19 protein-coding genes and 1 tRNA gene are annotated in these 22,441 nt (G+C 48.9%); 14 read left to right on the top strand and 6 right to left on the bottom strand.

Annotation, left to right across the window (positions count from 1 at the left end; genetic code table 11):
• Positions 1 to 87: 87 nt before the first annotated feature.
• Both STRDD11_RS02300 and STRDD11_RS02295 read right to left on the bottom strand, forming a co-directional pair.
• Positions 88 to 852, bottom strand: a complete 765-nt coding sequence (locus tag STRDD11_RS02300) for a hypothetical protein (RefSeq protein ID WP_128835354.1) — start codon at positions 850 to 852, stop codon at positions 88 to 90.
• Between the two features lie 128 nt (positions 853 to 980).
• A tRNA-Cys gene (locus STRDD11_RS02295) sits at positions 981 to 1,051 on the bottom strand.
• A gap of 294 nt (positions 1,052 to 1,345) precedes the next feature.
• Here STRDD11_RS02295 and rpsB point away from each other — a divergent pair.
• Positions 1,346 to 2,128 carry a 30S ribosomal protein S2 gene (gene rpsB / locus STRDD11_RS02290; protein WP_128834942.1) on the top strand — a complete coding sequence of 261 codons (783 nt, stop codon included), beginning with the start codon at positions 1,346 to 1,348 and terminating at the stop codon, positions 2,126 to 2,128.
• Between the two features lie 145 nt (positions 2,129 to 2,273).
• Positions 2,274 to 3,317, top strand: a complete 1,044-nt coding sequence (gene tsf / locus STRDD11_RS02285; RefSeq protein ID WP_128834940.1) for a translation elongation factor Ts — start codon at positions 2,274 to 2,276, stop codon at positions 3,315 to 3,317.
• Positions 3,318 to 3,912: 595 nt separating this feature from the next.
• Here the strand turns inward: tsf and STRDD11_RS02280 are convergent.
• Positions 3,913 to 4,263, bottom strand: a complete 351-nt coding sequence (locus STRDD11_RS02280; protein WP_128834938.1) for a hypothetical protein — start codon at positions 4,261 to 4,263, stop codon at positions 3,913 to 3,915.
• A 615-nt stretch (positions 4,264 to 4,878) separates the two neighbouring features.
• Here STRDD11_RS02280 and STRDD11_RS02275 point away from each other — a divergent pair.
• From STRDD11_RS02275 to STRDD11_RS02235, 9 genes are all read left to right on the top strand, one after another.
• On the top strand, positions 4,879 to 5,337 hold the full coding sequence (locus STRDD11_RS02275; protein ID WP_128834936.1) for a CtsR family transcriptional regulator: 459 nt from the start codon (positions 4,879 to 4,881) through the stop codon (positions 5,335 to 5,337).
• A gap of 6 nt (positions 5,338 to 5,343) precedes the next feature.
• A complete protein-coding gene (locus tag STRDD11_RS02270; protein WP_128834934.1) occupies positions 5,344 to 7,773 on the top strand; it encodes an ATP-dependent Clp protease ATP-binding subunit in 2,430 nt (809 codons plus the stop codon).
• A 29-nt stretch (positions 7,774 to 7,802) separates the two neighbouring features.
• On the top strand, positions 7,803 to 8,243 hold the full coding sequence (locus STRDD11_RS02265; RefSeq protein ID WP_128834932.1) for a GNAT family N-acetyltransferase: 441 nt from the start codon (positions 7,803 to 7,805) through the stop codon (positions 8,241 to 8,243).
• A gap of 103 nt (positions 8,244 to 8,346) precedes the next feature.
• Positions 8,347 to 8,829 carry an ECF transporter S component gene (locus tag STRDD11_RS02260; RefSeq protein WP_128834930.1) on the top strand — a complete coding sequence of 161 codons (483 nt, stop codon included), beginning with the start codon at positions 8,347 to 8,349 and terminating at the stop codon, positions 8,827 to 8,829.
• Entirely contained in the window at positions 8,813 to 9,217 is a 405-nt protein-coding gene (locus tag STRDD11_RS02255; protein ID WP_128834928.1) for a DUF4430 domain-containing protein, read from the top strand. Before STRDD11_RS02260 ends, STRDD11_RS02255 begins: the two co-directional genes overlap by 17 nt.
• Positions 9,218 to 9,984: 767 nt before the next feature.
• Entirely contained in the window at positions 9,985 to 11,043 is a 1,059-nt protein-coding gene (locus tag STRDD11_RS02250; RefSeq protein ID WP_128834926.1) for an AAA family ATPase, read from the top strand.
• A gap of 20 nt (positions 11,044 to 11,063) precedes the next feature.
• The gene (gene pnuC / locus STRDD11_RS02245; protein ID WP_128834924.1) at positions 11,064 to 11,888 is read left to right on the top strand and encodes a nicotinamide riboside transporter PnuC; all 825 of its coding nucleotides are present in this window, start codon (positions 11,064 to 11,066) and stop codon (positions 11,886 to 11,888) included.
• 19 nt (positions 11,889 to 11,907) lie between these two features.
• Positions 11,908 to 12,705, top strand: coding sequence for an NUDIX domain-containing protein (locus STRDD11_RS02240; RefSeq protein ID WP_128834922.1), 798 nt, complete (start codon positions 11,908 to 11,910; stop codon positions 12,703 to 12,705).
• Positions 12,706 to 13,050: 345 nt separating this feature from the next.
• Positions 13,051 to 13,740: a DUF6287 domain-containing protein gene (locus tag STRDD11_RS02235; protein WP_128834920.1), complete on the top strand. Its 690-nt coding sequence runs from the start codon at positions 13,051 to 13,053 to the stop codon at positions 13,738 to 13,740.
• 498 nt (positions 13,741 to 14,238) lie between these two features.
• Here STRDD11_RS02235 and dusB read toward each other — a convergent pair whose 3' ends face one another.
• The 3 genes from dusB to STRDD11_RS02220 form a co-directional block, all read right to left on the bottom strand.
• Positions 14,239 to 15,216: a tRNA dihydrouridine synthase DusB gene (gene dusB, locus STRDD11_RS02230; protein ID WP_164828339.1), complete on the bottom strand. Its 978-nt coding sequence runs from the start codon at positions 15,214 to 15,216 to the stop codon at positions 14,239 to 14,241.
• Complete coding sequence (gene hslO / locus STRDD11_RS02225; RefSeq protein WP_128834918.1) at positions 15,203 to 16,075, bottom strand: Hsp33 family molecular chaperone HslO; 873 nt, start codon at positions 16,073 to 16,075, stop codon at positions 15,203 to 15,205. Before hslO ends, dusB begins: the two co-directional genes overlap by 14 nt.
• Positions 16,076 to 16,549: 474 nt before the next feature.
• On the bottom strand, positions 16,550 to 17,500 hold the full coding sequence (locus tag STRDD11_RS02220; protein ID WP_128834916.1) for a helix-turn-helix transcriptional regulator: 951 nt from the start codon (positions 17,498 to 17,500) through the stop codon (positions 16,550 to 16,552).
• Positions 17,501 to 17,732: 232 nt separating this feature from the next.
• Between STRDD11_RS02220 and ptcA the strand changes: the two genes are divergently transcribed.
• From ptcA to aguA, 3 genes are all read left to right on the top strand, one after another.
• Complete coding sequence (gene ptcA, locus STRDD11_RS02215; protein WP_128834914.1) at positions 17,733 to 18,746, top strand: putrescine carbamoyltransferase; 1,014 nt, start codon at positions 17,733 to 17,735, stop codon at positions 18,744 to 18,746.
• A gap of 563 nt (positions 18,747 to 19,309) precedes the next feature.
• The gene (locus tag STRDD11_RS02210; protein WP_128834912.1) at positions 19,310 to 20,668 is read left to right on the top strand and encodes an APC family permease; all 1,359 of its coding nucleotides are present in this window, start codon (positions 19,310 to 19,312) and stop codon (positions 20,666 to 20,668) included.
• 15 nt (positions 20,669 to 20,683) lie between these two features.
• Positions 20,684 to 21,793, top strand: a complete 1,110-nt coding sequence (gene aguA, locus STRDD11_RS02205) for an agmatine deiminase (protein ID WP_128834910.1) — start codon at positions 20,684 to 20,686, stop codon at positions 21,791 to 21,793.
• Positions 21,794 to 22,441 lie beyond the last annotated feature (648 nt).

Here is a 22,441-nt window from a genome sequence, read left to right as displayed (position 1 = left end):
TCACTGATCTCATCAAAAATAAAATCCAAGACTAAAATAGGTCTTGGATTTTTGTAGTACGACGATTTTTTGAAATTGATTGCAAGATTATTTATCCTTAATGACAGAGTCAATAATGTCTTTGGTTTGTTTCATTTGATAAGTAGACATGACCCCAACGATTTGATTGTTCTGCGTGGAGAAACTAAACTGTTCGTCATTGGAATTTTTATATACATAGGTTGTATCGCGTTCTGAGCGTATAATTGTTTCTGGACGACCAAGTTTGTCAAAAGCTGTCTTGGGAGTGTCGGATGTGGTGATGCTAGAATAGCTGTTTTTGGCTGGCTGAGCGTCTTTTAGACTAAAACTCAAATTCGTCAGGACATTATTGGTAAAGTAGCACATAATGTCTCCGTTGTCTGTGTGCCAGATGTTGACAGAGTTGCCTGGGTCATTCTCCTCAGTGCTGAAAGTAGGTTGACCTAGAGCCGCTGTTACCTCATCGTAAGAAGTTTTAGGTTTGTCACCATTGATATCCTCTCCGTTTACCTGAATGACGAAGCCGGTGGAAATATAAAAATTTCTTATTTTCTCTAATTCAGGAATAGAGGCTGCATCTGGTAGGTATTGCAGTGCAGAAGCATCATCTGGATCAACGGTAGCACGCTTCTGAAATACCTCATCATTGCTTTCATAGGTGCTAGAGCTGCTGCTAGATGATTGGCTGGATGTTTCCTTAGAAGCTGAACTTTTAGAAGCTTTGAGGGAGCTGGGCGTTTCTTTTCTTTGCTGTGTCTGCTTGGCAGGCATGCAGGCTGTGAGGACTGCTAAGGAGAGGAGGCTGAGGGCATAGAAGCTGACTCTTTTCATAATCAATCTTTTTCCTTTCACTGATGGTGAATGATATGTTTATAATGATTATATCAGTAAAATTTGCTGAAAACAATAGAAAATGAAAGAAAAAGCCCTTTACTGGACTTTTAGAAATACATTTATGAAGGCGGTAGACGGATTTGAACCGACGATCAAGCTTTTGCAGAGCCGTGCCTTACCACTTGGCTATACCGCCGCAACTCTTATTATTCTACCGCAAATCCTCTTTTTCGTCAAGAGGCTGAACATTTTCTATCTGAGAAAGGCTAGGATGAAATACCGACCAAGACTGACAGTACAGCGCTGCCGTTCCTGCAAGAGCGAGAAAGTTCTGTTAAAGTGCTTGTCAAAGGGCTGGGTTTTTGCTATAATAGTGGTTGCCGTGCAAACGGCAAAATACTCATTTTAGATGAATTGTGGGGCTGTTGCCTACGGGTGGTCCTGCAAGCTGAAGTCTGAAAGAGGAAAAAACATAAAGGAGAATTTACTCATGGCAGTAATTTCAATGAAACAACTTCTTGAGGCTGGTGTTCACTTTGGTCACCAAACTCGCCGCTGGAACCCTAAGATGGCTAAGTACATCTTCACTGAGCGTAACGGCATCCATGTGATTGACCTGCAGCAAACTGTAAAATATGCTGATCAGGCTTACGACTTCATGCGTGATGCTGCGGCAAACGATGCAGTCATTCTGTTTGTCGGTACTAAGAAACAGGCTGCTGACGCTGTGAAAGAAGAAGCAGAGCGCTCAGGACAGTACTACATCAACCACCGTTGGCTGGGCGGAACCCTTACAAACTGGGCAACAATCCAAAAACGTGTGGCGCGTTTGAAAGAAATCAAACGCATGGAAGCAGAAGGAATCTTCGACGTTCTTCCTAAGAAGGAAGTAGCGCTTCTGAACAAACAGCGTGCCCGTCTTGAAAAATTCTTGGGCGGTATCGAAGAAATGCCTCGAATCCCAGATGTGATGTATGTGGTTGACCCGCACAAAGAGCAGATTGCTGTGAAGGAAGCTAAGAAATTGGGCATCCCAGTGGTTGCGATGGTGGATACCAATACAGACCCAGATGATATTGATGTTATTATTCCAGCCAACGATGATGCAATCCGCGCTGTTAAACTGATCACCGCTAAAATGGCTGACGCTGTTATCGAAGGCCGTCAGGGTGAGGACAGTGTTGAAGCAGTAGAAGCAGAATTGGCTGCAGCCGAAACAGAAGCAGATTCTATCGAAGAAATCGTTGAAGTTGTGGAAGGCGACAACGCTTAATCAGTAATCAGTATAAAAACCTGAAGGGGCGGGGCTCAGCCCTGTCCCTTTATTGTAAAAATAATCAGTCTAAACCGGAGCGGGAGTCTCAGTGATTTGCAGTGAATCGGGCTCAAGCTCTTCGTATCTTAAAGGAGAAACAAAAATGGCAGAAATTACAGCTAAGCTGGTCAAAGAATTGCGTGAAAAATCCGGTGCCGGCGTTATGGACGCGAAGAAGGCATTGGTCGAAGTGGACGGCGACATCGAAAAAGCGATTGAATTGCTGCGCGAAAAAGGCATGGCTAAGGCAGCGAAGAAGGCTGACCGTGTAGCAGCTGAAGGTTTGACCGGTGTTTATGTGAACGGCAATGTGGCAGCAGTTGTGGAAGTCAATGCTGAAACAGACTTCGTTGCGAAAAATGCTCAGTTCGTTGACCTGGTCAATGCGACTGCAAAAGTCATCGCAGAAGGCAAGCCAGCCAACAATGAAGAAGCGCTTGCTCTGACGATGCCTTCAGGCGAAACGCTGGAAGCAGCTTATGTCAGCGCAACTGCAACGATTGGTGAAAAAATCTCTTTCCGTCGCTTTGCCTTGATTGAAAAGACAGACGCTCAGCATTTTGGTGCTTACCAGCACAATGGCGGCCGTATCGGTGTTATCTCTGTTGTAGATGGCGGTGACGATGCGCTTGCTAAGCAAATCTCTATGCACATTGCTGCTATGAAACCAACAGTTCTTTCATACAAAGAATTGGATGCCCAATTTGTCAAAGATGAATTGGCACAGCTTAACCACGTAATCGATCAAGACAATGAAAGCCGTGCGATGGTCGGCAAGCCAGCTCTTCCGCACCTCAAGTTTGGCTCTAAAGCTCAGCTGACCGATGAAGTGGTTGCGCAAGCTGAAGAAGACATCAAGGCAGAATTGGCTGCAGAAGGCAAGCCAGAAAAAATCTGGGACAAGATTATTCCAGGTAAGATGGATCGCTTCTTCTTGGACAATACCAAGGTTGACCAAGCTTACACTCTTCTTGCTCAGGTTTATATCATGGACGACAGCAAGACTGTTGAAGCCTACCTTGAATCTGTAAATGCTTCTGTTGTTGCTTTTGCCCGCTTTGAAGTTGGCGAAGGTATCGAAAAAGCAGCAAATGACTTTGAAAATGAAGTTGCGGCAACTATGGCAGCAGCACTTGGAAAAGACTAATACTCTTCGAAAGTCCAAAGCAGCCAGCCTTTGTTTTGTCTTGCTTCAGCAGCATGAGAGGCTGAGACAGCCTCTCTGTTAAAAGCAGGCTAAAAGACTGCATAGGATTTTCAACAGGACTGAGATTGGATTCTCAGTCTTTTTTGCTGTCGTTTTTAGGCAGCAAAACCCCTTCAGAATCGGTTGAACTCTGAAGGGGTGGGGAGTAGGCTGCTGTTTTTATGCTCTTTTTGCTCAAATGGCGGTGGGACAGACTCTTTGAGGTTACAGATAAAAAAGGCAATTCCTGTCCGTCGTGCAGTCCGGAAGGACTGTTGGAGCAAGGCGACGCTGACGCAGTTTGAAGAGCTTTTCAAAGAGTATAAGCTTGCATGCCGTTCGCTTCGGCTTGCTTCAAGAGTCTGTGCTCAGAAGCAAGCGAGTGAGGCGGATTTGGGGACACTTATCAGTCCGAGCGAAGCATTCGAAAGCGAGGCAGGGAGGCTGTAGACAGAGCAGACGCAGTCTGCCTCAAATGCCCCCTGTTCCTGCTGCTGACTTGGTCAGTCTAATCTGCGGCTTCAAAGTGTGCTTCGCTGTTTTCTGCCTCGTGGTGTTACTTGGCTGCTTTTTTGTTTTCTTCCTTATGGGCGATGAAAGCGTTGGTAAATATGAGAATGGCAAACAAGAAGAGAAGAATGGTGGTTTCGGAATAGGTCAAGCTGATTTGGTAGGTCTTGGTAATAAACAAGACGGGCAGGGTAACAGCTACAATGATGAGGAAGGTATACCACTTGGCTCGGCTGCTGACCGGCTGCTGCTCAAAGAGCAGAGGTATGTAGAGACAGGCGATGATGATGCCGATAGGCACATCGACATAGTCAGCAGAGAAGATCGTAAAGATACACAATGCCATAAAGAGACATTTGAGTACATGGCGGGTATATTTGAGCCAATCCATTTTCATTGGATTATCCTCCTTTGTTTCATTTGCGGCCGGCTTCTTTCTTCCGGTTTCGCTTTATTTTATCCTCTTTGAAAGCTAGGGGGCTGGCTATTGGCCAGCTGGCTTCTGCCTGCTCATTCGGGCCTGCAATTGGCACGGCTGCAGGAAGGACCTGAGCGGCAGCTTTTCATGGGTTTTTTAGTTCGTTTCCACCTATATTATAACGCTTTAACCGCAGAAAGCAAGCGGTTACACTCGCTTTTCTGCCGGACGGACAGCTTTTTCACTAGTTTGAATTGTCAGACTTTTCAGCTATCCCTTTTCCTTTCAAAATAGCGGCTTTTTCGGTATAATAAAAGTCAAAGATAGTCAATGTTAGAGAGACAGTCTTAGGAGCGGCGGATGTTGCCTCTCATACTCCTTCTGTTTTAAATCCACACGTTGTTCGGCTCGACTGACCCCAGTCCAGCAGGCACTTCCTGCCGGAAGCTTCATCTGCCAGCTCACAGCAGTGCTTTTGCTGCTTCCTCTCGGCAGCTTCATCCGCAGTCTCACATCCTCCACTGGAGCTTTTGGGGGCCTCGCTGCCTAGTGTGAATTCAAAATCGTTTGAGTATCAGGATAGAAAGGAAAGCCATGGGTGCGAAAAATACATCAGACAGTATCGAGGAATATATCAAGGCTATTCTGGCGCAGGCTGGTATGGTTGAGCTCAAGCGCAGCGAGTTGGCCGATGTTTTTCAGGTGGTTCCCAGTCAGATTAACTATGTCATTAAGACCCGCTTTACAGAGAGTCGGGGCTATATGGTCGAAAGCAAGCGCGGGGGCGGCGGTTATATCCGGATTGGCAAGATAGAGTTTTCCGACCGGCATCAGATGCTCTGCGATTTGTTTGACAATGTGGGGGAATGCATCAGCCAGCAGGTTTTTACGGATGTTATCCAGCTGCTCTTTGATGAGCAGATTCTAAGGGAGCGTGAGGGCAATCTCCTGCTGGCGGCGGCAGCGGACTCTGTGCTGGGAGAGGAAGCACCAGCCATTCGAGCGCGGATGCTGAAGAAGATTTTGCAACAATTAGACAGAAAAGGAATGTAAGCATTAATGAAATATTCAAAAGCTTTAATAGAAAGTTTAGAGGCTGCTCAGCTCTTGGCAGGCCATTTTGAAACGGATTATCTGGAATCTTGGCATCTGCTGATTGCCTTGGCTAATAATCCTTACAGCGTCGCGGGTTCAGTACTTAATGAATTCCCGATTGAGATTGATGATTTTGAGGAAGCGGCTTTTCATATCACCGGTCAGACCTATCAGCCGGAGGGGCATTTTGAGCTCCTGCCTTTCTCTTACCGGCTGGAAGCACTCTTTGAAGAAGCTGGCAAGATTGCAGAGGCTGTTCATGCTAAGAGTGTTGGCACTGAGCATGTTCTGTTGGCTATGATATTTGACCGGGGAACGCTGGCAGCGCGCATCTTGGAATTTACCGGCTTTAGCTATGAGGACAAGGGTGAAAGTCCTAGAATCAGCGATATCCGCAAAATACTGGAACAGCGGGCTGGATGGGGCAAGGAAGAAATCAAGGCTATCCGCAGTCTCAATAAGGGCATGATGGCAGCTAAGCAGACCATGGCCAATATGATGGGCATGCCGCCTTCGACCAGCGGCGGCTTGGAAGACTATACCCGCGACCTGACAGAGCTGGCCAGAAACGGTCTTTTAGAGCCTGTGGTCGGCCGGGACCAGGAAATTTCCCGCATGATCCAGATTCTCAGCCGCAAGACCAAGAATAATCCGGTCTTGGTCGGTGATGCCGGTGTAGGGAAGACTGCTCTGGCTTTGGGATTGGCACAGCGCGTGGCAGCTGGCCAGGTGCCGGCTGAAATTGCTAAGATGCGGGTGCTGGAGCTGGATTTGATGAACGTGGTGGCTGGGACGCGTTTTCGCGGCGATTTTGAGGAGCGCATGAACAATATCATCAATGATATTGAAGAGGACGGCCATGTCATTCTCTTTATTGATGAGCTGCACACCATCATGGGCTCCGGCAGCGGGATTGACTCAACGCTGGACGCGGCCAATATTCTCAAGCCAGCACTGGCCCGCGGCAGTCTCCGAACAGTAGGGGCAACGACTCAGGAGGAATATCAGAAGCACATCGAGAAGGATGCGGCTCTGTCCCGGCGTTTTGCCAAGGTTAGCATCGAAGAGCCCAATGTGGCTGACAGCATTGCTATTTTACAGGGGCTTAAGAAAAGCTATGAGGAACACCACAAGGTGCTGATCAGCGATCAGGCTATTGAGACGGCAGTGAAATTTGCCCACCGCTATCTGACCAGCAAGCACCTGCCTGACTCAGCCATTGATCTTTTGGACGAAGCCAGTGCGACGGTGCAGAATGAAAGTCCGCAGCAGCATGAGCGGATGGATTTGACACCTGTGGATCAAGCCTTGGCAGCCGGCGATTTTAAAAAGCTTGCCGGATTGCTTGAAGAGGAGCAGCAGCCGGCCGTTTATGAGCTTCGGGTGGAGGAAGATGATATTTTAAGGACGCTCAGCCATCTGTCCGGCATTCCGGTGCAAAAGCTGACACAGACGGATGCTAAGAAATATCTGAATTTGGAAAAAGAACTGCACAAGCGCGTGATTGGTCAGGATGAGGCTATTTCGGCAATCAGCCGGGCTATCCGCCGCAATCAGTCCGGTATTCGCAGCAGCAGGCGGCCGATTGGCTCCTTCATGTTTCTGGGTCCGACTGGGGTCGGCAAGACCGAATTGGCTAAGGCATTGGCAGAAACGCTCTTTGACGATGAGTCTGCACTGATCCGCTTTGACATGAGCGAATATATGGAGAAATTCGCAGCCAGCCGTCTCAACGGGGCTCCTCCGGGCTATGTCGGCTATGAAGAAGGAGGGGAGCTGACTGAGAAAGTCCGCAACAAACCTTATTCGGTTCTGCTTTTTGATGAAGTAGAAAAAGCCCATCCGGATATTTTCAATGTCCTTCTGCAGGTGCTGGATGATGGTGTGCTGACTGACAGCAAGGGCCGTAAAGTGGACTTCTCCAATACCATTATCATTATGACCAGCAATCTGGGAGCAACCAGTCTGCGTGATGATAAGACGGTCGGCTTTGGAGCCCGTGATCTTCGTCTGGATCATGCGGGGCTGGAAAAACGCATGCTGGAAGAGCTGAAAAAAACCTATCGTCCGGAATTTATCAACCGGATCGATGAAAAGGTGGTTTTCCACAGCCTGTCCAGCCAAGATATGCAGGAAGTGGTCAAGGTCATGGTCAAGCCGCTTATCGCCAGTCTGGCAGAGAAAGGCATTGCACTGAAGTTTCAGGCCAGCGCGCTGAAACTCTTGGCGCAAGAGGGCTATGACATAGAAATGGGCGCTCGGCCGCTGCGCCGGACTCTGCAGACTCAGGTCGAGGACAAGCTGTCTGAGCTGCTGCTGACAGGAGAGCTGACAGCCGGTCAGACCCTCAAGGTTGGTGTCAAGGCCGGCCAGCTCAAGTTTGAAGTGGAGTAAAATTCCAGCTGAATTGAAAGGGTGAAAGAATGAAAATTCGTAGGATGGCAGCGGCTGACTATCCAGCGCTTTGTCAGCTGTGGCTGTCCTGTGCCGGGATGGGGCTCAATAATCTGGATGATTCTGAGGAAGGGATAGTTCGCTTTTTGCAGCGAAATCCGGATACCTGCTTGGTAGCAGTGGAGGGGGACCGGCTTATCGGTGCCATTCTGGTTGGAACGGATGGCTGCCGGGCTTACATTTATCACACAGCGGTTGCCCCTGACTGTCGTAGAAGGGGAATCGCTAAGGCACTTGTAGAGCAAGCCTTGGAAGCGGTAAAAAGCCTTGGGCTCCACAAAGTATCGTTGGTCGTCTTTGAAGGCAATGCCGCTGGCAATCAATTCTGGGAAGCGCTGGGATTCGGGCTGAGAGAGGATTTGCTCTACCGTGACAAACCGCTCAGGGACATGGTGCGGATAGATACTTGATAAGCAGAAAGAGCCGAGACTGCCCGGCTCTTTTTGGAAACTTGCTTATATTATAAAAAATATGTTATACTGATAGGGTATACATTTTAGAAAGGAAGCAGCCGTGTCTGTCCGTCAACTTACCCGTATCGCTCTGTTGGCAGCCCTCTGTGTCGTCCTTCGCTACGCTTTTGCCGGTCTGCCCAATATCAAGCCCATCTCAGCCCTTTATTTTTTGCTGGTAGATGCTGAAGATTTGAAGAGTTCGCTTTTGGTCATGTCCATCAGCATCTTTGTTTCTTCTTTTCTTTTGGGAATGGGACCTTGGGTGCTTTTTCAAATTGTGACCTTTGCGGCGGTTATTTGCCTATGGTACCTGCTGTACAGACACTTTAGATTGTTTGGCCAGAGCGTCTTGGCCATGCTTTTAGCCTTTGGCTACGGAATCTTGATTGACAGTATAATGGCTGCTCTGTATCAAATGCCTTGGTGGACTTATGTGGCGGCAGGGGCAGGTTTTAACTTAGCGCATGCCCTGTCGACTCTGCTCTTTTATCCGATTCTTTACCCTATTTTAAGGAGGCTCTATCATGAAAAAACTTTTTAGTTTCGTTACGCTGCTCTTGGCTCTTGCAATGGCAGGCTGCAGCGGCGGTTCCTCACATACCGACCAGAGCAGTTCAGGCTCAGCCCAGTCTTCGGCCAAAAACGAGCTGTCTATCACGGTCAGTGTTGCCCCGGACGGTCAGGAAAAGTCAGAAAAAACGGTGAAAGTTGAAGAAGGGCAAACAGCCATGGATGCTTTGAAAAAAGCTTACCGAGTGGAGGAAAAAGATGGCTTTATTACCTCTATTGACGGCCGGGCTCAGGATGAAGCTAAAAGCCTCTATTGGATGTTCAAGGTCAATGGCGAAATGGCACCGAAAGCGGCCAATCAAATCACTCTGAAAGACGGCGACAAACTGGAATTTTATCAGGAAGTCTACCAACAATAAAGCTGTTGCATTCTTTCTGTTTTCAATCCAAACAGCTCCTGCAGGAGTTCGAGACATTCCCATAGGATTGCTCGTGACAGGATGGACTTGTTTCCTTCCCCTCCTGTCTGTGTCTGCCTAGTGTGAATTCTCATTGTTTGCTCCTCTTTGAAAATCGAAGATGCTGGTGTTCAAGCGCTTTGATGAAGACAAACTGACACAAACGGGTTTACTTTGCCTGCCAGCTTCACTAGTCCAGAGTGCTGTTGAAGCAGCATCGGTTTACCTGTTTATCTTTGATTTTCTTTGAGTAGAAATATTCGCTCATATCGCAAGGTATGAGTTTTTTTGTGCAGTCGCTCTTCTTTTGAAGCGGTCGGATTTGGGAGAAAGGGGATATAGTCTTTTCGTTTGCTTTTAGTAGTGAAACTGTCTGGGGGACAGCTTCATACCGCGTCAAGATTTTTTTACCAAGACAAAGCGAGGCTGAAGGACTTTCGTCCCAGCCTCACTCCCCCGGACTTAACGAAAGTCAGGAACTGTCTTCCTCTTATCCCCAGCTTCCAACAGTCCTTTCGGACTGTTTTGGCACAAACTGCGTTTGTTTTATCTCCAACCTCTCACAGTCCCCCGGACTGTGAGAGCAAGGCGAGCTAACAAAGTAATAAAAGGTAAACGATATGACAATATTTTTATAAAAAAATATAAAAAACTCTTGACAAAAAGAAAATATAGTTTATAATAAAAACATAAATAAAAAATATAGAAAACAATAAAAAGGTAATGTCATGAAAGAAAGAACTGCGATTGTCTTTGGCACCTTTGCTCCGCTTCATCAGGGGCATATTGATCTGATTCAGAAAGCCAAGCGCCGATATGACCGGGTGAAGGTGGTTGTCTCTGGCTATGAAGGCGATCGGGGGCAGGAAGTCGGCCTGTCTCTGCAGAAACGCTTCCGTTATATCCGTGAGACCTTCTCGGATGATGAGCTGACGCAGGTTTACAAGCTGGACGAGACAGCCTTGCCCCGCTATCCTCTGGGCTGGGACGAGTGGCTGAGCGCTCTGCTGGAGCTGATCGATTATCAGCCGGAGCGGGAGGAGCTGATTTTCTTTGTCGGAGAGGCTGACTATCAGGCTGAGCTGGCTAAACGGGGCTTTGACAGCAGTCTGCAAGGCCGCCAATTCGGGATTTCGGCCAGCATGATCCGGGAAAATCCCAGCAAGTACTGGAAGTATATCGCCCAGCCCTTCCGCAGGCAGTTTACCAAGAAAGTGCTGATTATCGGCAGCGCCAGCAATGGTAAAACGACACTGGCTAAAGATTTGGCTCGCTTCTACGATGCGCCGGTCAGTCTGGAATACGCCCGCGAATACCAGATTCAAAACAATGTCCGCGATGATGAGCTGACTCCCAAGGACTATTATTACCTGCTGCTGGGGCAGTATGCTCAGACTTCGCGCCTGATTGACAGCAACGCCAATCGCGGTCTGGTAGTAGCTGATACGAATTCGCTGGTGACCAAGGGGTATTATGATTATTATCTGAAGGAGAGTCCGGCTCAGGATGATGAGACAGCTACCTTTGACAATCTCTTTTCCAGCATTCTGGCGAAGGAAAAATGGGATTTGGTACTCTTTGTTCAGCCGGTCGGCTCCTATGTCAATGACGGCTTCCGCGATATGAGCATGGCAGATGAAGCTATCCGTCAGGATTTTTCGGCCTATCTGGACCGGCTCAGACAGCGCTTTCTGCCGCATATTCCGATGGTGTATCTGGCCAGCGATTATCTGGACAACTATCAGGCAGCCAAAGAGGCAATTGATAGCATTTATCAAGCAGATTAGAAAAGAAAGTGGTAAAATAGATGGTAGTAAGAAATATAAACATGCAAAAACTCTCGCCTGCTCAGCTTCGTGCAGCCTTCAAGCAAAAACTGCAGACTTTTGTCCGCAACTTCAGCAATGTCTGGGCGGCAGCCAAGGAGCAGGGGCTGGGCGGAATTGCCAAGCTCATTTGGCAGGATTTGTTTGTCGGGCGCAGTCTTTTTCAGTGGGCCTACCTGCTGCTGCTTTCCAGCGTGCCGTTCATTCTGGAATTTACCAACGGAGAGGCGCAGCATGACTGGCTGGGACTCTTTGCTTCCTGGACGGGGATTGTCTGTGTCATTCTGGTTGCTGAGGGACGGGCCAGCAATTATCTTTTCGGGGCTGTCAATTCGGCGATTTACCTGCTCCTGTCATTTCAGGCCAGCTTTTACGGAGAAGTGCTGACAACGGTTTATTTCTTTGTGATGCAGCCAATCGGCCTGTATACTTGGCTGTCCAACCGGGTCAATGAGCAGGAGAAAACGGAGCCTTCGCATTTTGAGGCTAAGAAGCTGAACTGGAAGGGCTGGCTCAAATATCTGGCTCTGACGGCGCTCATCTGGATTGGCATGGGTTTTGCTTACAAGAGCATTCACAGTCACCGGCCCTTCCGTGACAGCGTGACAGATGCTACCAATGGGATTGGCCAGCTCCTCATGACAGGGCTTTATCGAGAGCAGTGGATTTTCTGGATTGCGACCAATCTCTTCAGTATCTACCTCTGGTGGGGCAGCAACCTCCATATCCAGGCCATGTACTGGGTCTACACGCTCAACAGTCTGGTGGGCTGGTATCAGTGGAGCAGGGCTGTAAGGAAGAAATAATATTTGAAAGGGAACATTTATGAGCAAACTTACGATTCCTGAGGGAATGTCGGAAAAGGAATATTATGAAACGCTGGCTGACGAGTCAGCCTTTTTGGCTTGGTACAAGTCGCAGGACCTGCCCAAATATGAGACGCCCAGTGTGACTGCCGATATGGTGGCCTATTGCTTTGCGGAGGGCCGCATCAGACTGCTGGTCATCAAACGCCGGGCTCATCCCTATCAAAATAAATACGCCTTGGTCGGCGGCTTTGTGGACAGACAGGAGGATGCCTATCAGGCTTGCATCCGTGAGGTGAAGGAAGAAGTGGGGCTGACGATACCGCTGGAAAAGGTGGAACAGCTCCTGACGGTCTCCACGCCGGGCCGTGATCCGCGCGGCTGGGTGATTACCATTGCCCATCTGGTATATCTGCCGGCTCAGGTTATGGATCAGGCGGCAGCCGGCGACGATGCTAAGCAGGTCATGTTTTTGGATGTAGACTTTAAGACGGCGACTTTCAGGGACGGCAGCCGGGTATTGACTGAGGATGATTTTGCCTTTGATCATTACCAAATCCTGCTGGAATCCATCAAACGTATACAGGGACGGCTGGACTGGAATCCGACCTTTCTCCATCTGCTGGAGCAACCTTTTACGGTCTATGAGGGGACCGAGCTGGTCAATCTGATCTCACCGCGCCGGCCGATTGTCAGCAATAATTTTCTGGTGAAATTCGGCCATTATCTGGAAGAAGCAGGTGTCAAGCGGGTTCCTAAGAAAAAACCAAGAAAGGTTTACCGTCTGAAAGGAGACCCCCATGGGCAGGAACGATAAAGCTGCTGAATCCGCCCTGCTGTTTTCATGACTCTTTCTGTTTATACACTTCAAAAATCACCACCAATCTTTGTTTAGCTCCAACAGTCGACTGTTGGAGGCTGTAGATAAAACAAACGGAGTTTGTGTCAAAGATTCTAACTCAAGTTAAAGGAGGCTGAGATACTTCTTATACAGTATCTTCCAAAAGATGCATCCCTCTGTGGGTGAGGGCGCAGCCATCATGGGAGTCTGTCCCAGCCTCTTTTTTTTGAAAAAATCGCCGATAAATGGTTGACATATTGAATTCAGAGTATTACAATTATATTACAAAAAGATTTCTTTATATTACAAAGGAGAAATACCATGAAAACAAAGACTTATGTTACCCTGATGACTGCAGCCGCATTGGCTTCTCTCTTGCTTTTAGGAGCCTGTGGCAAAAAAGAAGAAAGCAAGACAGCGGATAGTTCCAGCAAGACGGTCCAGACGGCATCCAGCTCTAAAGCAGCGGGCTCTAGTAAAGCCAGCAGTTCGGCTAAAGCCGGCAGCAGCACTGTTTCAGAAAATACAGGCAGCCAGTCTGTGCAGTCAGAAAGCCCTGCAGACCAAGGCCAGTCAGCAGCGGAAGCGGCTCAGCCTCAGCCAGCGCAAAGTCAGCAGTCAGAAAATCCTCAAAGCCGCCAGCAAAGCCAGCAGCAGGCACAGTCCGCTCAGCCGGCGGAAAGCAATCGTCAGCTTCAGAACAAGCAGGCAGCCGGCAATGCACGTTACAAAGGGGTGCTGACGATGGTAGACGGCGACTTTTCAGCAGCTGCCGGATCATGGCAAGACGGGTCTGGCAATACGATGACGGTGTCAGCTGACGGACAGTTTACCCTTCAGTCTGCCAATGGAACGACACAAAATTACTATGTCGCGTCCTACTCTTACACTCTTGATGACGGTAAATACAATGCCCAGCTGGGCGGCGGCCAAGGAGGTAAGAGTCCTGCTGTGCAGATTACGACTGGGGCAGACGGTTCTGTGACGAGCCTTGTCTTTGCTCAGCCTTGATATAGCCGTTTAGTTTATCTTTTATTGCTTTGTTAACTCTGCCTTGCTATACCCCAGCACAGCCTGCGAATCGTTGCCTAGTACTAAAAGCAAACTGAAGGTTTATAAAGACAAAAGAGGCCGGGACAATAGTCCTTAGCCTCTTATTATAGTTCGTATTAAAATCATGACGCAGTAGCCGATTGAACTCTTCGTTCGCTTTTCAAGCTCGGAAGAGCTCCTAATCGGCCTTGCGGGGCTGGGACGACGAAATCGAGACTACGTCTACCGATTTCTTATACGGTATCTTCCAAAAGATTCATCCCTCTGTGGGTGAGGGCGCAGCCATCATGGGAGTCTGTCCCACCGCCTTTTATTCTACGATAATTTTGGTTTTCTTGTTTGGATACTTCCTAGCGGTCTTTCATCTACAGCCACACATCATTGCTTGAGCAGTCTGTGGCTAGATTCCTAGTTGGCCTGATGATTTTCATTGAGTATGAAAGATGAGAGTGCCTGTTAGACTTGGATCTGCAGGAGTTCTTCAATTTCGGTCAGGCTTTGAGCCTGAGAAATCGTGCCGCGGAGTTTAGCAGCGCCTGCCGTCCCGCGCAGATAATGCGGTGCTAGTCCGCGGAATTCGCGGATAGCGATATATTCGCCTTTGAGGCTGACCAGCCGAGACAGATGGTCATAGGCGATTTTCATCTTGTCCTCAAAGCTGAGGTCGGGAAGAATCTCCCCAGTCTCAAAGTAGTGGTTGATCTGGCTGAAAATGTAGGGATTGCCCATAGCGGCGCGGCCGACCATGACAGCGTCAGCACCGACTTCCTCTATGCGCTGCTTGGCATCCTGAACGCTGCGGATATCGCCGTTGGCGATAAAGGGAATCTTGGTCAGGGCTTGGGCGACTGCATGCAGGGTTTCCAGGTCGGCATGGCCGGTGTACATCTGCTCGCGCGTGCGGCCGTGCATGGCCAGGGCGGAAACACCGGCTGCTTCAGCGGCCAGAGCGTTTTCCACAGCCAGAGAGCTGTCAGACCAGCCGGTCCGCATCTTGACAGTCAGGGGAATATCCAGTACCGACTGGACCTTGTGGATAATCTTATAAATTTTATCCGGGTCTTTGAGCCATTTAGCCCCGGCTTCGTTTTTGACGATTTTATTAACCGGGCAGCCCATATTGATGTCTACCATGTCGGTTCGGGTATTTTTCTGGATAAATTCTGCTGCGCGGGCCAGACTGTCCTCGTCACTTCCGAAAAGCTGAATGGACACCGGATTTTCGCCTTCCTCGATGTGCAGCATGTGCAGGGTCTTGTCGTTATTGTACTGAATGCCCTTGTCAGATACCATTTCCATCACCACCAGCCCGGCTCCCAGCTCTTTGGCAATGGTCCGAAAGGCCGAATTGGTCACGCCGGCCATAGGAGCCAGAACGGTGCGGTTGGGAATCTTGACATTCCCAATCATAAAAGGTGTGTTAAGATTTGTCACGAATCAGTTCCTCCAAGTCCTTTTGGTCAAAATGGTAATGGGTCTGGCAGAATTGGCAGGTAATTTCTGCCCCTTGGTCTTCCTCCCGCATCTCTTCTAGATCTGCCTGAGGGAGGCTGGCCAGAGCGTTTAAGAAGCGTTCTTTGCTGCAGTCGCACTGGAAGCAGAGATCTTCCTCAGACAGGCGCTTGTAAGGCTCCTCTCCGTAGATGGCAGCCAAGAGAGCTTCGATGTGGTCATCGGATTCGAGCAGTGCTGAAATGGCCGGCATTTCCTGGATGCGCTTCTCAAAGCGAGCGATGTCTGCTTCCTTAGCACCGGGCAGGACCTGGAGCAGGAAGCCGCCGGCTACTTTGACCTTGTCCTCCTTGTCCAGCAGGACATTGAGCCCGACAGCGGATGGGGTCTGCTGGCTTTCGGTCAGATAGTAGGCTAGATCTTCGCCGATTTCCCCGGAAATCAGCGGGGTCATAGAATGATAAGGGCGGCCGGTACCATAGTCGGTAATGACTAGGAATTCTCCGCTGCCTACAAACGGTCCGACCAGCACTTCGCCGGTGGCCGTTTTTTTGATGTCGACGCCGGGATTTTGCACATAGCCCTTGACATTGCCTGCTGTATCGGCAACGGTGATGACAGCCCCCAGTGAGCTGCTTCCCAGAATCTTGACGGTTATGCGGGTCTGGCCTTTTTCGTTGGCAGCAAGTATCTGGCTGGCAATGAGAGTCCGGCCCAAAGCGACGGTAGAGCTGGCCTGTGTCTGGTGTTTTTCCTGAGCAGTCCGCACCGTTTCTGTGCTGTCCAGCACATAGGCCCGAAAGGCTCCGTTTTCTGCTATTGTTTTGATAATCTTGTCCATACCTATTATTTTAACACAAAAAGGGCGGCAAGCGTAGACCTGTGCTTCAAACCTCAGGACAAAGGCGTGAAAGATGTTTAATCAGAAACTCATGCTTTCTGGATTTCAGCATTCGTTTTTTTGGAAATGAACTCCTCTTTTTATGGTTTTTCCTGCAGTCTCACTTGTCATCAATACAGCTTTTTCAGTTCCGATGGTCGGATAACTGCTTCGGGCACCTGTCCTGTTCAGCCGCTGCGTCTTGTATCGTCATTTCGTTTATCTTTTATGATGTCGTTAACTCGCGCCTTGCCCTACTTTTGAGACTTCCTCACGGTCTCTTATCCGCAACCTAAAAGACTATAAATCAGACGATAGAAGTATACGAAGCTGGGGGCTTCCCAGCCTCGTTTTCTTTTTGAATGCGGATTTTCATTTGGGGGAGCAAAAGGCGAGCTGGCGAAAAGGAGCAGATTCCGGTTTTTCGAAAGCCTATTAGGAATGGGCTTGCCGATAGTGATGATAGAGGGAAAAAAGCTCTTCTCTTTTTCGGACATCCGTTTTGATGTAGATATTATGGATATGCGTTTTGACCGTTCCGACGGAGAGGTAGAGCTCTTCGGCGATTTCCTGATTGTGCTTTTGCGCAAGGAGCAGCTGGCAGATTTCCTGTTCGCGCTCGGTCAGTCGGTAATTCTGAAAGAAGCTGGTCATAAAGGAGGAGTCCCTGTCTTTTAAGGAATGAGGCGAGCCGGACAGGAGCGGAGAGTCTTTTAGGAAGTAGCGGAGAGCCAGCATGCTCAGACTGATAGAGAAGATATTTTCTGAAAAACTGCGGTTGATAATGTGACTGTGGAGCAGACTGTAGCTGTCCACATGAAAGATGATAAAGGTGTCTTCAGCAAGTATGAGCAGGCTGAAGATGAAGGTTAGGCTGCCGATGATTTTCAGGTATTTCCTGCGGACAGCACTGACTACTTCTTGTCTGGAACGGTGCCAAGCCCGGATGCCAAGGCAGCCTAGCCAGAGCTGATTGGGCAGGTAATAAAGATAGGTGCGCCAAGAGGAGCTTTGGTCGATGGGAAGCAGCATAAAGAGGAATATAGCGGCCAGCAGCAGGTATTCCCAGCCTTTAATCTTGCTCTTGCTGATAAAATGGAAGAGCCAGAGCTGGCAGAAGTTGCCGGCTAAAAAAATACTGGTTTTGATAAAGGAAGTTCCCTGAAAAGTCTGGTTATAGCCGGAAGCAAAGCTGGCAATCAGCTCAGTCATGGAAATAACAGAGTTGTCCAGAATGAAAACAGCAAAATAAAGGGAGAGTATCAGAAAGAAAGCTTTCATTTTTTTGTTATCTGCCTTGAAGTAATTGACCAAGGAGATAGCCAGGGTAGTAGAATAAAGAATAAGGAGCAGCGTGTTGTAAATATAAACAATGGCAGGGTCCATAATGTCCTCCTTTGTAAAAAGACTATACAAATATTATAACATTCTGCTAAACCTTTTTGATGACGCTGCTGTAACAAAGGTCTAAACCTTGGGTTTATTTTTTGAAAATCCTTGATTTCACAAGGGTTTAGCTCCCTAAACCCGGCCGTTTGCGTTTACATCCCGGGGTTGATAGTCAACTTTTGCTAAAATCGCTATGATAGTCTTATAAAACATTCAGGAGGGCTCAGCTATGAGTGAAAAATTAGACTATATCACAACGGAAGATTTTTCCAAGGAAGAATTGCTTCATTTGGTTGATTTATCCTTGAAAATCAAGGCCTGCATCAAAAACGGTTATTATCCGCCCTTGCTGAAAGATAAAACCTTGGGGATGATCTTTCAGCAGTCTTCAACCCGGACCCGGGTTTCCTTTGAAACAGCCATGACCCAGCTGGGCGGGCATGCTCAGTATCTGGCACCTGGTCAGATTCAGCTGGGCGGTCATGAAACAATTGAAGATACGGCGACGGTGCTTTCCCGTTTGGATGACATTCTCATGGCACGGGTAGAGCGGCATCAGAGCGTGGTGGACTTGGCACGGTATGCGTCCATTCCGGTCATCAATGGCATGTCAGACTACAATCATCCAACTCAGGAATTGGGAGATCTCTGCACGATGGCAGAGCATCTGCCGGCGGGCAAGAAGCTGGAGGACTGCAAGGTTGTCTTTGTCGGTGATGCGACTCAGGTCTGTTTTTCTCTCGGTCTGATTGCGGCCAAAATAGGGATGGAATTTGTTCACTATGGCCCGGAAGGTTTCCAGCTCAATGATATGCACAAAGCAAAATTGGAGGCTATTTGTCAAGTGTCCGGCGGCAGCTACACCGTAACGGATGATGAGGAAGCGATTGTCGGAGCAGACTTCCTCTATACTGATGTTTGGTATGGCCTCTATGAAGCGGAACTGTCGGAAGAAGAACGAATGGGGATTTTTTATCCTAAATACCAAGTGGACAGCCAGATGCTGGACAAGGCTGGCCGTGACTGCAAATTTATGCACTGTCTGCCGGCGACCCGCAATGAAGAAGTGACTGACGAAGTCATTGACGGGCCTCGCTCTATCTGCTTTGATGAAGCAGAAAACCGGCTGACCTCTATTCGGGGGCTGCTGGTCTATCTTTTGAGAGATTATGCGGCTAAGCATCCTTATGATCTGGCCAAGCAGGCAGCAGCAAAAGCGGATTTGGAAGCCTTTTTGAACTGAGATTCAATAAAAATCGCAGTCAGTGCCGGAAGTGAGATGCTCAAAAACGCCAGTGGAGGCTTTGGGGCTGCGGATAGACTTCCGTAAGGCAGCAAGCAAAAGCACTGCATTGAGGCAGCTGAATGCGTCTGTCCTGCTCTCTCTGATTCTCAAAGAGTATGAACTAGGCTTTTGATGCAATCTGCATTTGCTCTATCTGCAGTTTCCCTGCCTCGCTTCCGGGTTTCCGGGCTCATTCTGCAAAGGTCCCCCGGCCCTGCCTCGCTTTCTTGTTTTTAAGCTCGGGCTGAAAAGGTCCCCCCGGCCCTGCCTCGCTTTCTTGTTTTTAGGCTCGGGCTGAAAAGGTCCCCCGGCCCTGCCTCGCTTTCTTGTTTTTAGGCTCGGGCTGAAAAGGTCCCCCAGACCTGCCTCGCTTTCTTGTTTTTAGGCTCGGGCTGAAAAGGTCCCCCGGACCTTTTCACTCCCTCAGATTGTTGGAGCAAGACAGGGTTAGCAGTGAAAGGAGCGGGCTTTCGTCAGACTGGGCCCGCTAAGGTCCGCCTATCTTCAGAAAGGGGAAGATCATGGAAGGAAAGAAAAAATTTAGTTTGTTCAGTGCGGTGCTGTCCGTTATCTGTGTAGTATTTGTGGCAGAAGCCGCCGCGCCGGTTGCGGCCATTGGCAATTCCCAGTTTTTCTGGTGGCTGTTTCTCCTGCTGGCTTTTCTGCTTCCCTATGGGCTGATTTCTTCAGAGCTAGGAACTGCCTACATCGGAGATGGAGGGATTTACGACTGGGTGACCAAGGCCTTTGGCCACCGTTGGGGAGCTCGGGTATCTTGGTATTACTGGATTAATTTTCCGCTCTGGCTGGCTTCGCTGGCGGTCATGACGCCGGGCCTGATGGAGACCATCACAGGCTTCAAATTGGCCCCTTGGGCTGGCATTGCCATTGAGTTAGTCTTTATTTGGCTGATTATTTGGATTAGTTTTTATCCGGTCAGCGACAGCATTTGGATTCTCAATGGAGCGGCGGTCATTAAGATGCTGCTGGCTCTTCTGGTCGGCGGTCTGGGTCTTTATGTTGCCTTCACTAAAGGCATGGCTAATGATATGAGCTTCTCTTCGCTGCTGCCCAGCTTTGACTTGAACAGCCTGTCCTATATCTCGGTCATTATCTTCAACCTGCTGGGCTTTGAGGTCATCTGCACCTTTGCCGGTGACATGGAAAATCCCAAGAAGCAGATTCCTCAGTCGATTATTGCAGCAGGACTGGTGATTGCAGCTATCTATATCTTTTCAGCCTTTGGGATTGGCGTGGCCATACCGGTCCATAAGATTTCAACCAGCAGCGGCATGATGGACAGCTTTAAACTGCTGACGGGGACTGGTACCGGATGGTTTATCATTGCTATGGCCTTTCTCTTCCTGCTGACTCTCTTTGGCAATATGATTTCCTGGTCGCTGGGCGTCAATAACACGGCTTCTTATGCGGCCGAAAACGGCGATATGCCTAAATTTTTTGCTAGGAGGAGCAAGAGCAAGGATATGCCGGTAGGGGCTGCTGTAGCCAATGGTCTGGTAGCCAGTCTGGTGGTGGTGATGGCTCCTATTCTGCCGAATCAGGACTTGTTTTGGGCTTTCTTCTCCCTCAATCTGGTCATGTTTCTCCTGTCTTATGTTCCGGTTTTTCCGGCCTTTTACAGGCTGAGAAAGATAGATCCTGACACACCGCGGCCTTTTAAGGTCGGCGGGAAAGATGGCTTTCTGAAATTAATGGTCATCCTGCCTATGATTCTGATTGTCATCTCTCTGATTTTCACCGCTCTGCCGCTGGCATTTGATGCTGAGACACTGACAGCCAAGCTTCCGATTACGATTGGCTCCCTTATCTTTATTGGCCTTGGCGAGCTGATTATCCTGGTCAAAAAAATCAAAGATTAGAAATGAGGTCAAAAAATGGCAAAACGCATCAATGATTCTACTCCTAAGCAAGACGGATTCCGCATGCCGGGAGAATTTGAAAGGCAAGAGCAGATTTGGATGCTTTGGCCTTGGCGCAATGACAACTGGCGTCTGGGAGCGAAACCGGCCCAGCAGGCTTTTCTCCAAGTAGCACAGGCTATCAGTGAGTTTGAACCAGTCTCCCTCTGTGTGCCGCCTACTCAGTATGAAAATGCGCTGGCGCGTGTGGCAGCGCTGGGCAGAGACAATATTCGCGTTATTGAAATGACCAGCGATGACTCTTGGATTCGGGACTGCGGGCCGACTTTTCTGGTCAATGATCAGGGGGATCTCCGGGCAGTAGATTGGGAATTCAATGCTTGGGGCGGTTTGGCTGACGGGCTGTATTTCCCTTGGGATCAGGATGCGCTGGTTGCCCGCAAGGTCTGCGAAATCGAAGGCGTGGACTCTTACAAGACGGCGGATTTCGTGCTGGAAGGCGGATCTATCCATGTGGATGGAGAAGGAACGGTTCTGGTGACGGAGATGTGTCTCCTGCACCCCAGCCGCAATCCGCATTTGTCTAAGGCAGAGATTGAGGAAAAGCTCAAAGATTATCTCAATGCTGAAAAGGTCATCTGGGTCAAGGACGGTATTGACCCTTATGAGACCAATGGGCATATTGACGATGTTGCCTGTTTTGTTCGGCCGGGAGAAGTCGCCTGCATTTATACAGAAGACAGGAGCCATCCTTTCTACAAGGAAGCTCAGGCTGCCTATCATTTTCTGACAGAGCAGACGGATGCCAAGGGGCGTCGGCTGAAAGTTCATAAGCTCTGTGTGACCAAGGAGCCTTGCTATCTCAGGGCAGCAGACAGCATTGATTACGCCGAGGGCAGCATTCCTCGGGAAGAGGGAGAAATCGCCATTGCTTCCTATCTTAATTTTCTGATTGTCAACGGGGCTGTTATTCTGCCTCAGTATGGTGATGAGCATGATGCTCTGGCTGTGGAGCAGGTTCAGGCCATGTTTCCTGACAGAAAGATTGTCGGCGTGCAGACGGCTGAAATTGCATACGGCGGCGGCAATATCCACTGTATTACCCAGCAGCAGCCAGCGGTTTAAAGCTCCTTCGGGACAAGGCCGGGATAAGATGTCTCGGCCTTGCCATATTTTATCGTCATTTCGTTTATCTTTTATGATGTCGTTAACTCGCGCCTTGCCCTACTTTTGAGACTTCCTCACGGTCTCTTATCCGCAACCTCAAAACCTCCACAGGAGGTTTTGAGCGGCTCGCAGCCTATCATTTTCTTATTTCAAAATGATAGGCTGAAACTGTCCCCCAGACAGTTTCACTGCTAAAAGCAAACTGAAAGACTATACTCAAGCTTTTTGAAAAATGAAGATGGCGGGTCTGATATGGGATCTTTCAAAAGACAGATCCTCTGTGGGTGAGGACACAGCCATCATGGGCGTCTGTCCCACCGCCATCGGTTTGAGGCCGGTACAGTCTCCAGCTGGCTTTCCAGTGTGCTTTTTGATTTTCGTTGAGCAGAGCATAGAGAGATGGTTCGCCTGCTGGTTCTTGAGCAGAACATGGTATAATAGACTTGTTCGGAGACCGGCTGTCTTTTTGATGCCTTACCTTAAGCAGTGGCCTGCAAGCAATTGGCTCTATTATCGTCATTTCGTTTATCTTTTAAGACGTCGTTAGCTCGCCTTGCTTTAACAGTCCGGGGGAGTGGCGGTGGGACAGAACTAAATTTTTAAAAA

Origin of the sequence: Streptococcus sp. DD11, from assembly GCF_001578865.1 — a bacterium.
GTDB classification, from domain to species: Bacteria; Bacillota; Bacilli; order Lactobacillales; family Streptococcaceae; genus Streptococcus; species Streptococcus panodentis.
The sequence above is the reverse complement of the archived record's forward strand: the minus strand, read 5'-3'. Positions and strand labels throughout refer to the sequence as shown.

Excerpts from the sequence above, each read along its gene's own strand:
- STRDD11_RS02300 (WP_128835354.1), bottom strand. The coding sequence starts at position 852 with ATGAAAAGAGTCAGCTTCTATGCCCTCAGCCTCCTCTCCTTAGCAGTC.
- rpsB (WP_128834942.1), top strand. The coding sequence starts at position 1,346 with ATGGCAGTAATTTCAATGAAACAACTTCTTGAGGCTGGTGTTCACTTT.
- tsf (WP_128834940.1), top strand. The coding sequence starts at position 2,274 with ATGGCAGAAATTACAGCTAAGCTGGTCAAAGAATTGCGTGAAAAATCC.
- STRDD11_RS02280 (WP_128834938.1), bottom strand. The coding sequence starts at position 4,263 with ATGAAAATGGATTGGCTCAAATATACCCGCCATGTACTCAAATGTCTC.
- STRDD11_RS02275 (WP_128834936.1), top strand. The coding sequence starts at position 4,879 with ATGGGTGCGAAAAATACATCAGACAGTATCGAGGAATATATCAAGGCT.
- STRDD11_RS02270 (WP_128834934.1), top strand. The coding sequence starts at position 5,344 with ATGAAATATTCAAAAGCTTTAATAGAAAGTTTAGAGGCTGCTCAGCTC.
- STRDD11_RS02265 (WP_128834932.1), top strand. The coding sequence starts at position 7,803 with ATGAAAATTCGTAGGATGGCAGCGGCTGACTATCCAGCGCTTTGTCAG.
- STRDD11_RS02255 (WP_128834928.1), top strand. The coding sequence starts at position 8,813 with ATGAAAAAACTTTTTAGTTTCGTTACGCTGCTCTTGGCTCTTGCAATG.
- STRDD11_RS02250 (WP_128834926.1), top strand. The coding sequence starts at position 9,985 with ATGAAAGAAAGAACTGCGATTGTCTTTGGCACCTTTGCTCCGCTTCAT.
- pnuC (WP_128834924.1), top strand. The coding sequence starts at position 11,064 with ATGGTAGTAAGAAATATAAACATGCAAAAACTCTCGCCTGCTCAGCTT.
- STRDD11_RS02240 (WP_128834922.1), top strand. The coding sequence starts at position 11,908 with ATGAGCAAACTTACGATTCCTGAGGGAATGTCGGAAAAGGAATATTAT.
- STRDD11_RS02235 (WP_128834920.1), top strand. The coding sequence starts at position 13,051 with ATGAAAACAAAGACTTATGTTACCCTGATGACTGCAGCCGCATTGGCT.
- hslO (WP_128834918.1), bottom strand. The coding sequence starts at position 16,075 with ATGGACAAGATTATCAAAACAATAGCAGAAAACGGAGCCTTTCGGGCC.
- STRDD11_RS02220 (WP_128834916.1), bottom strand. The coding sequence starts at position 17,500 with ATGGACCCTGCCATTGTTTATATTTACAACACGCTGCTCCTTATTCTT.
- ptcA (WP_128834914.1), top strand. The coding sequence starts at position 17,733 with ATGAGTGAAAAATTAGACTATATCACAACGGAAGATTTTTCCAAGGAA.
- STRDD11_RS02210 (WP_128834912.1), top strand. The coding sequence starts at position 19,310 with ATGGAAGGAAAGAAAAAATTTAGTTTGTTCAGTGCGGTGCTGTCCGTT.
- aguA (WP_128834910.1), top strand. The coding sequence starts at position 20,684 with ATGGCAAAACGCATCAATGATTCTACTCCTAAGCAAGACGGATTCCGC.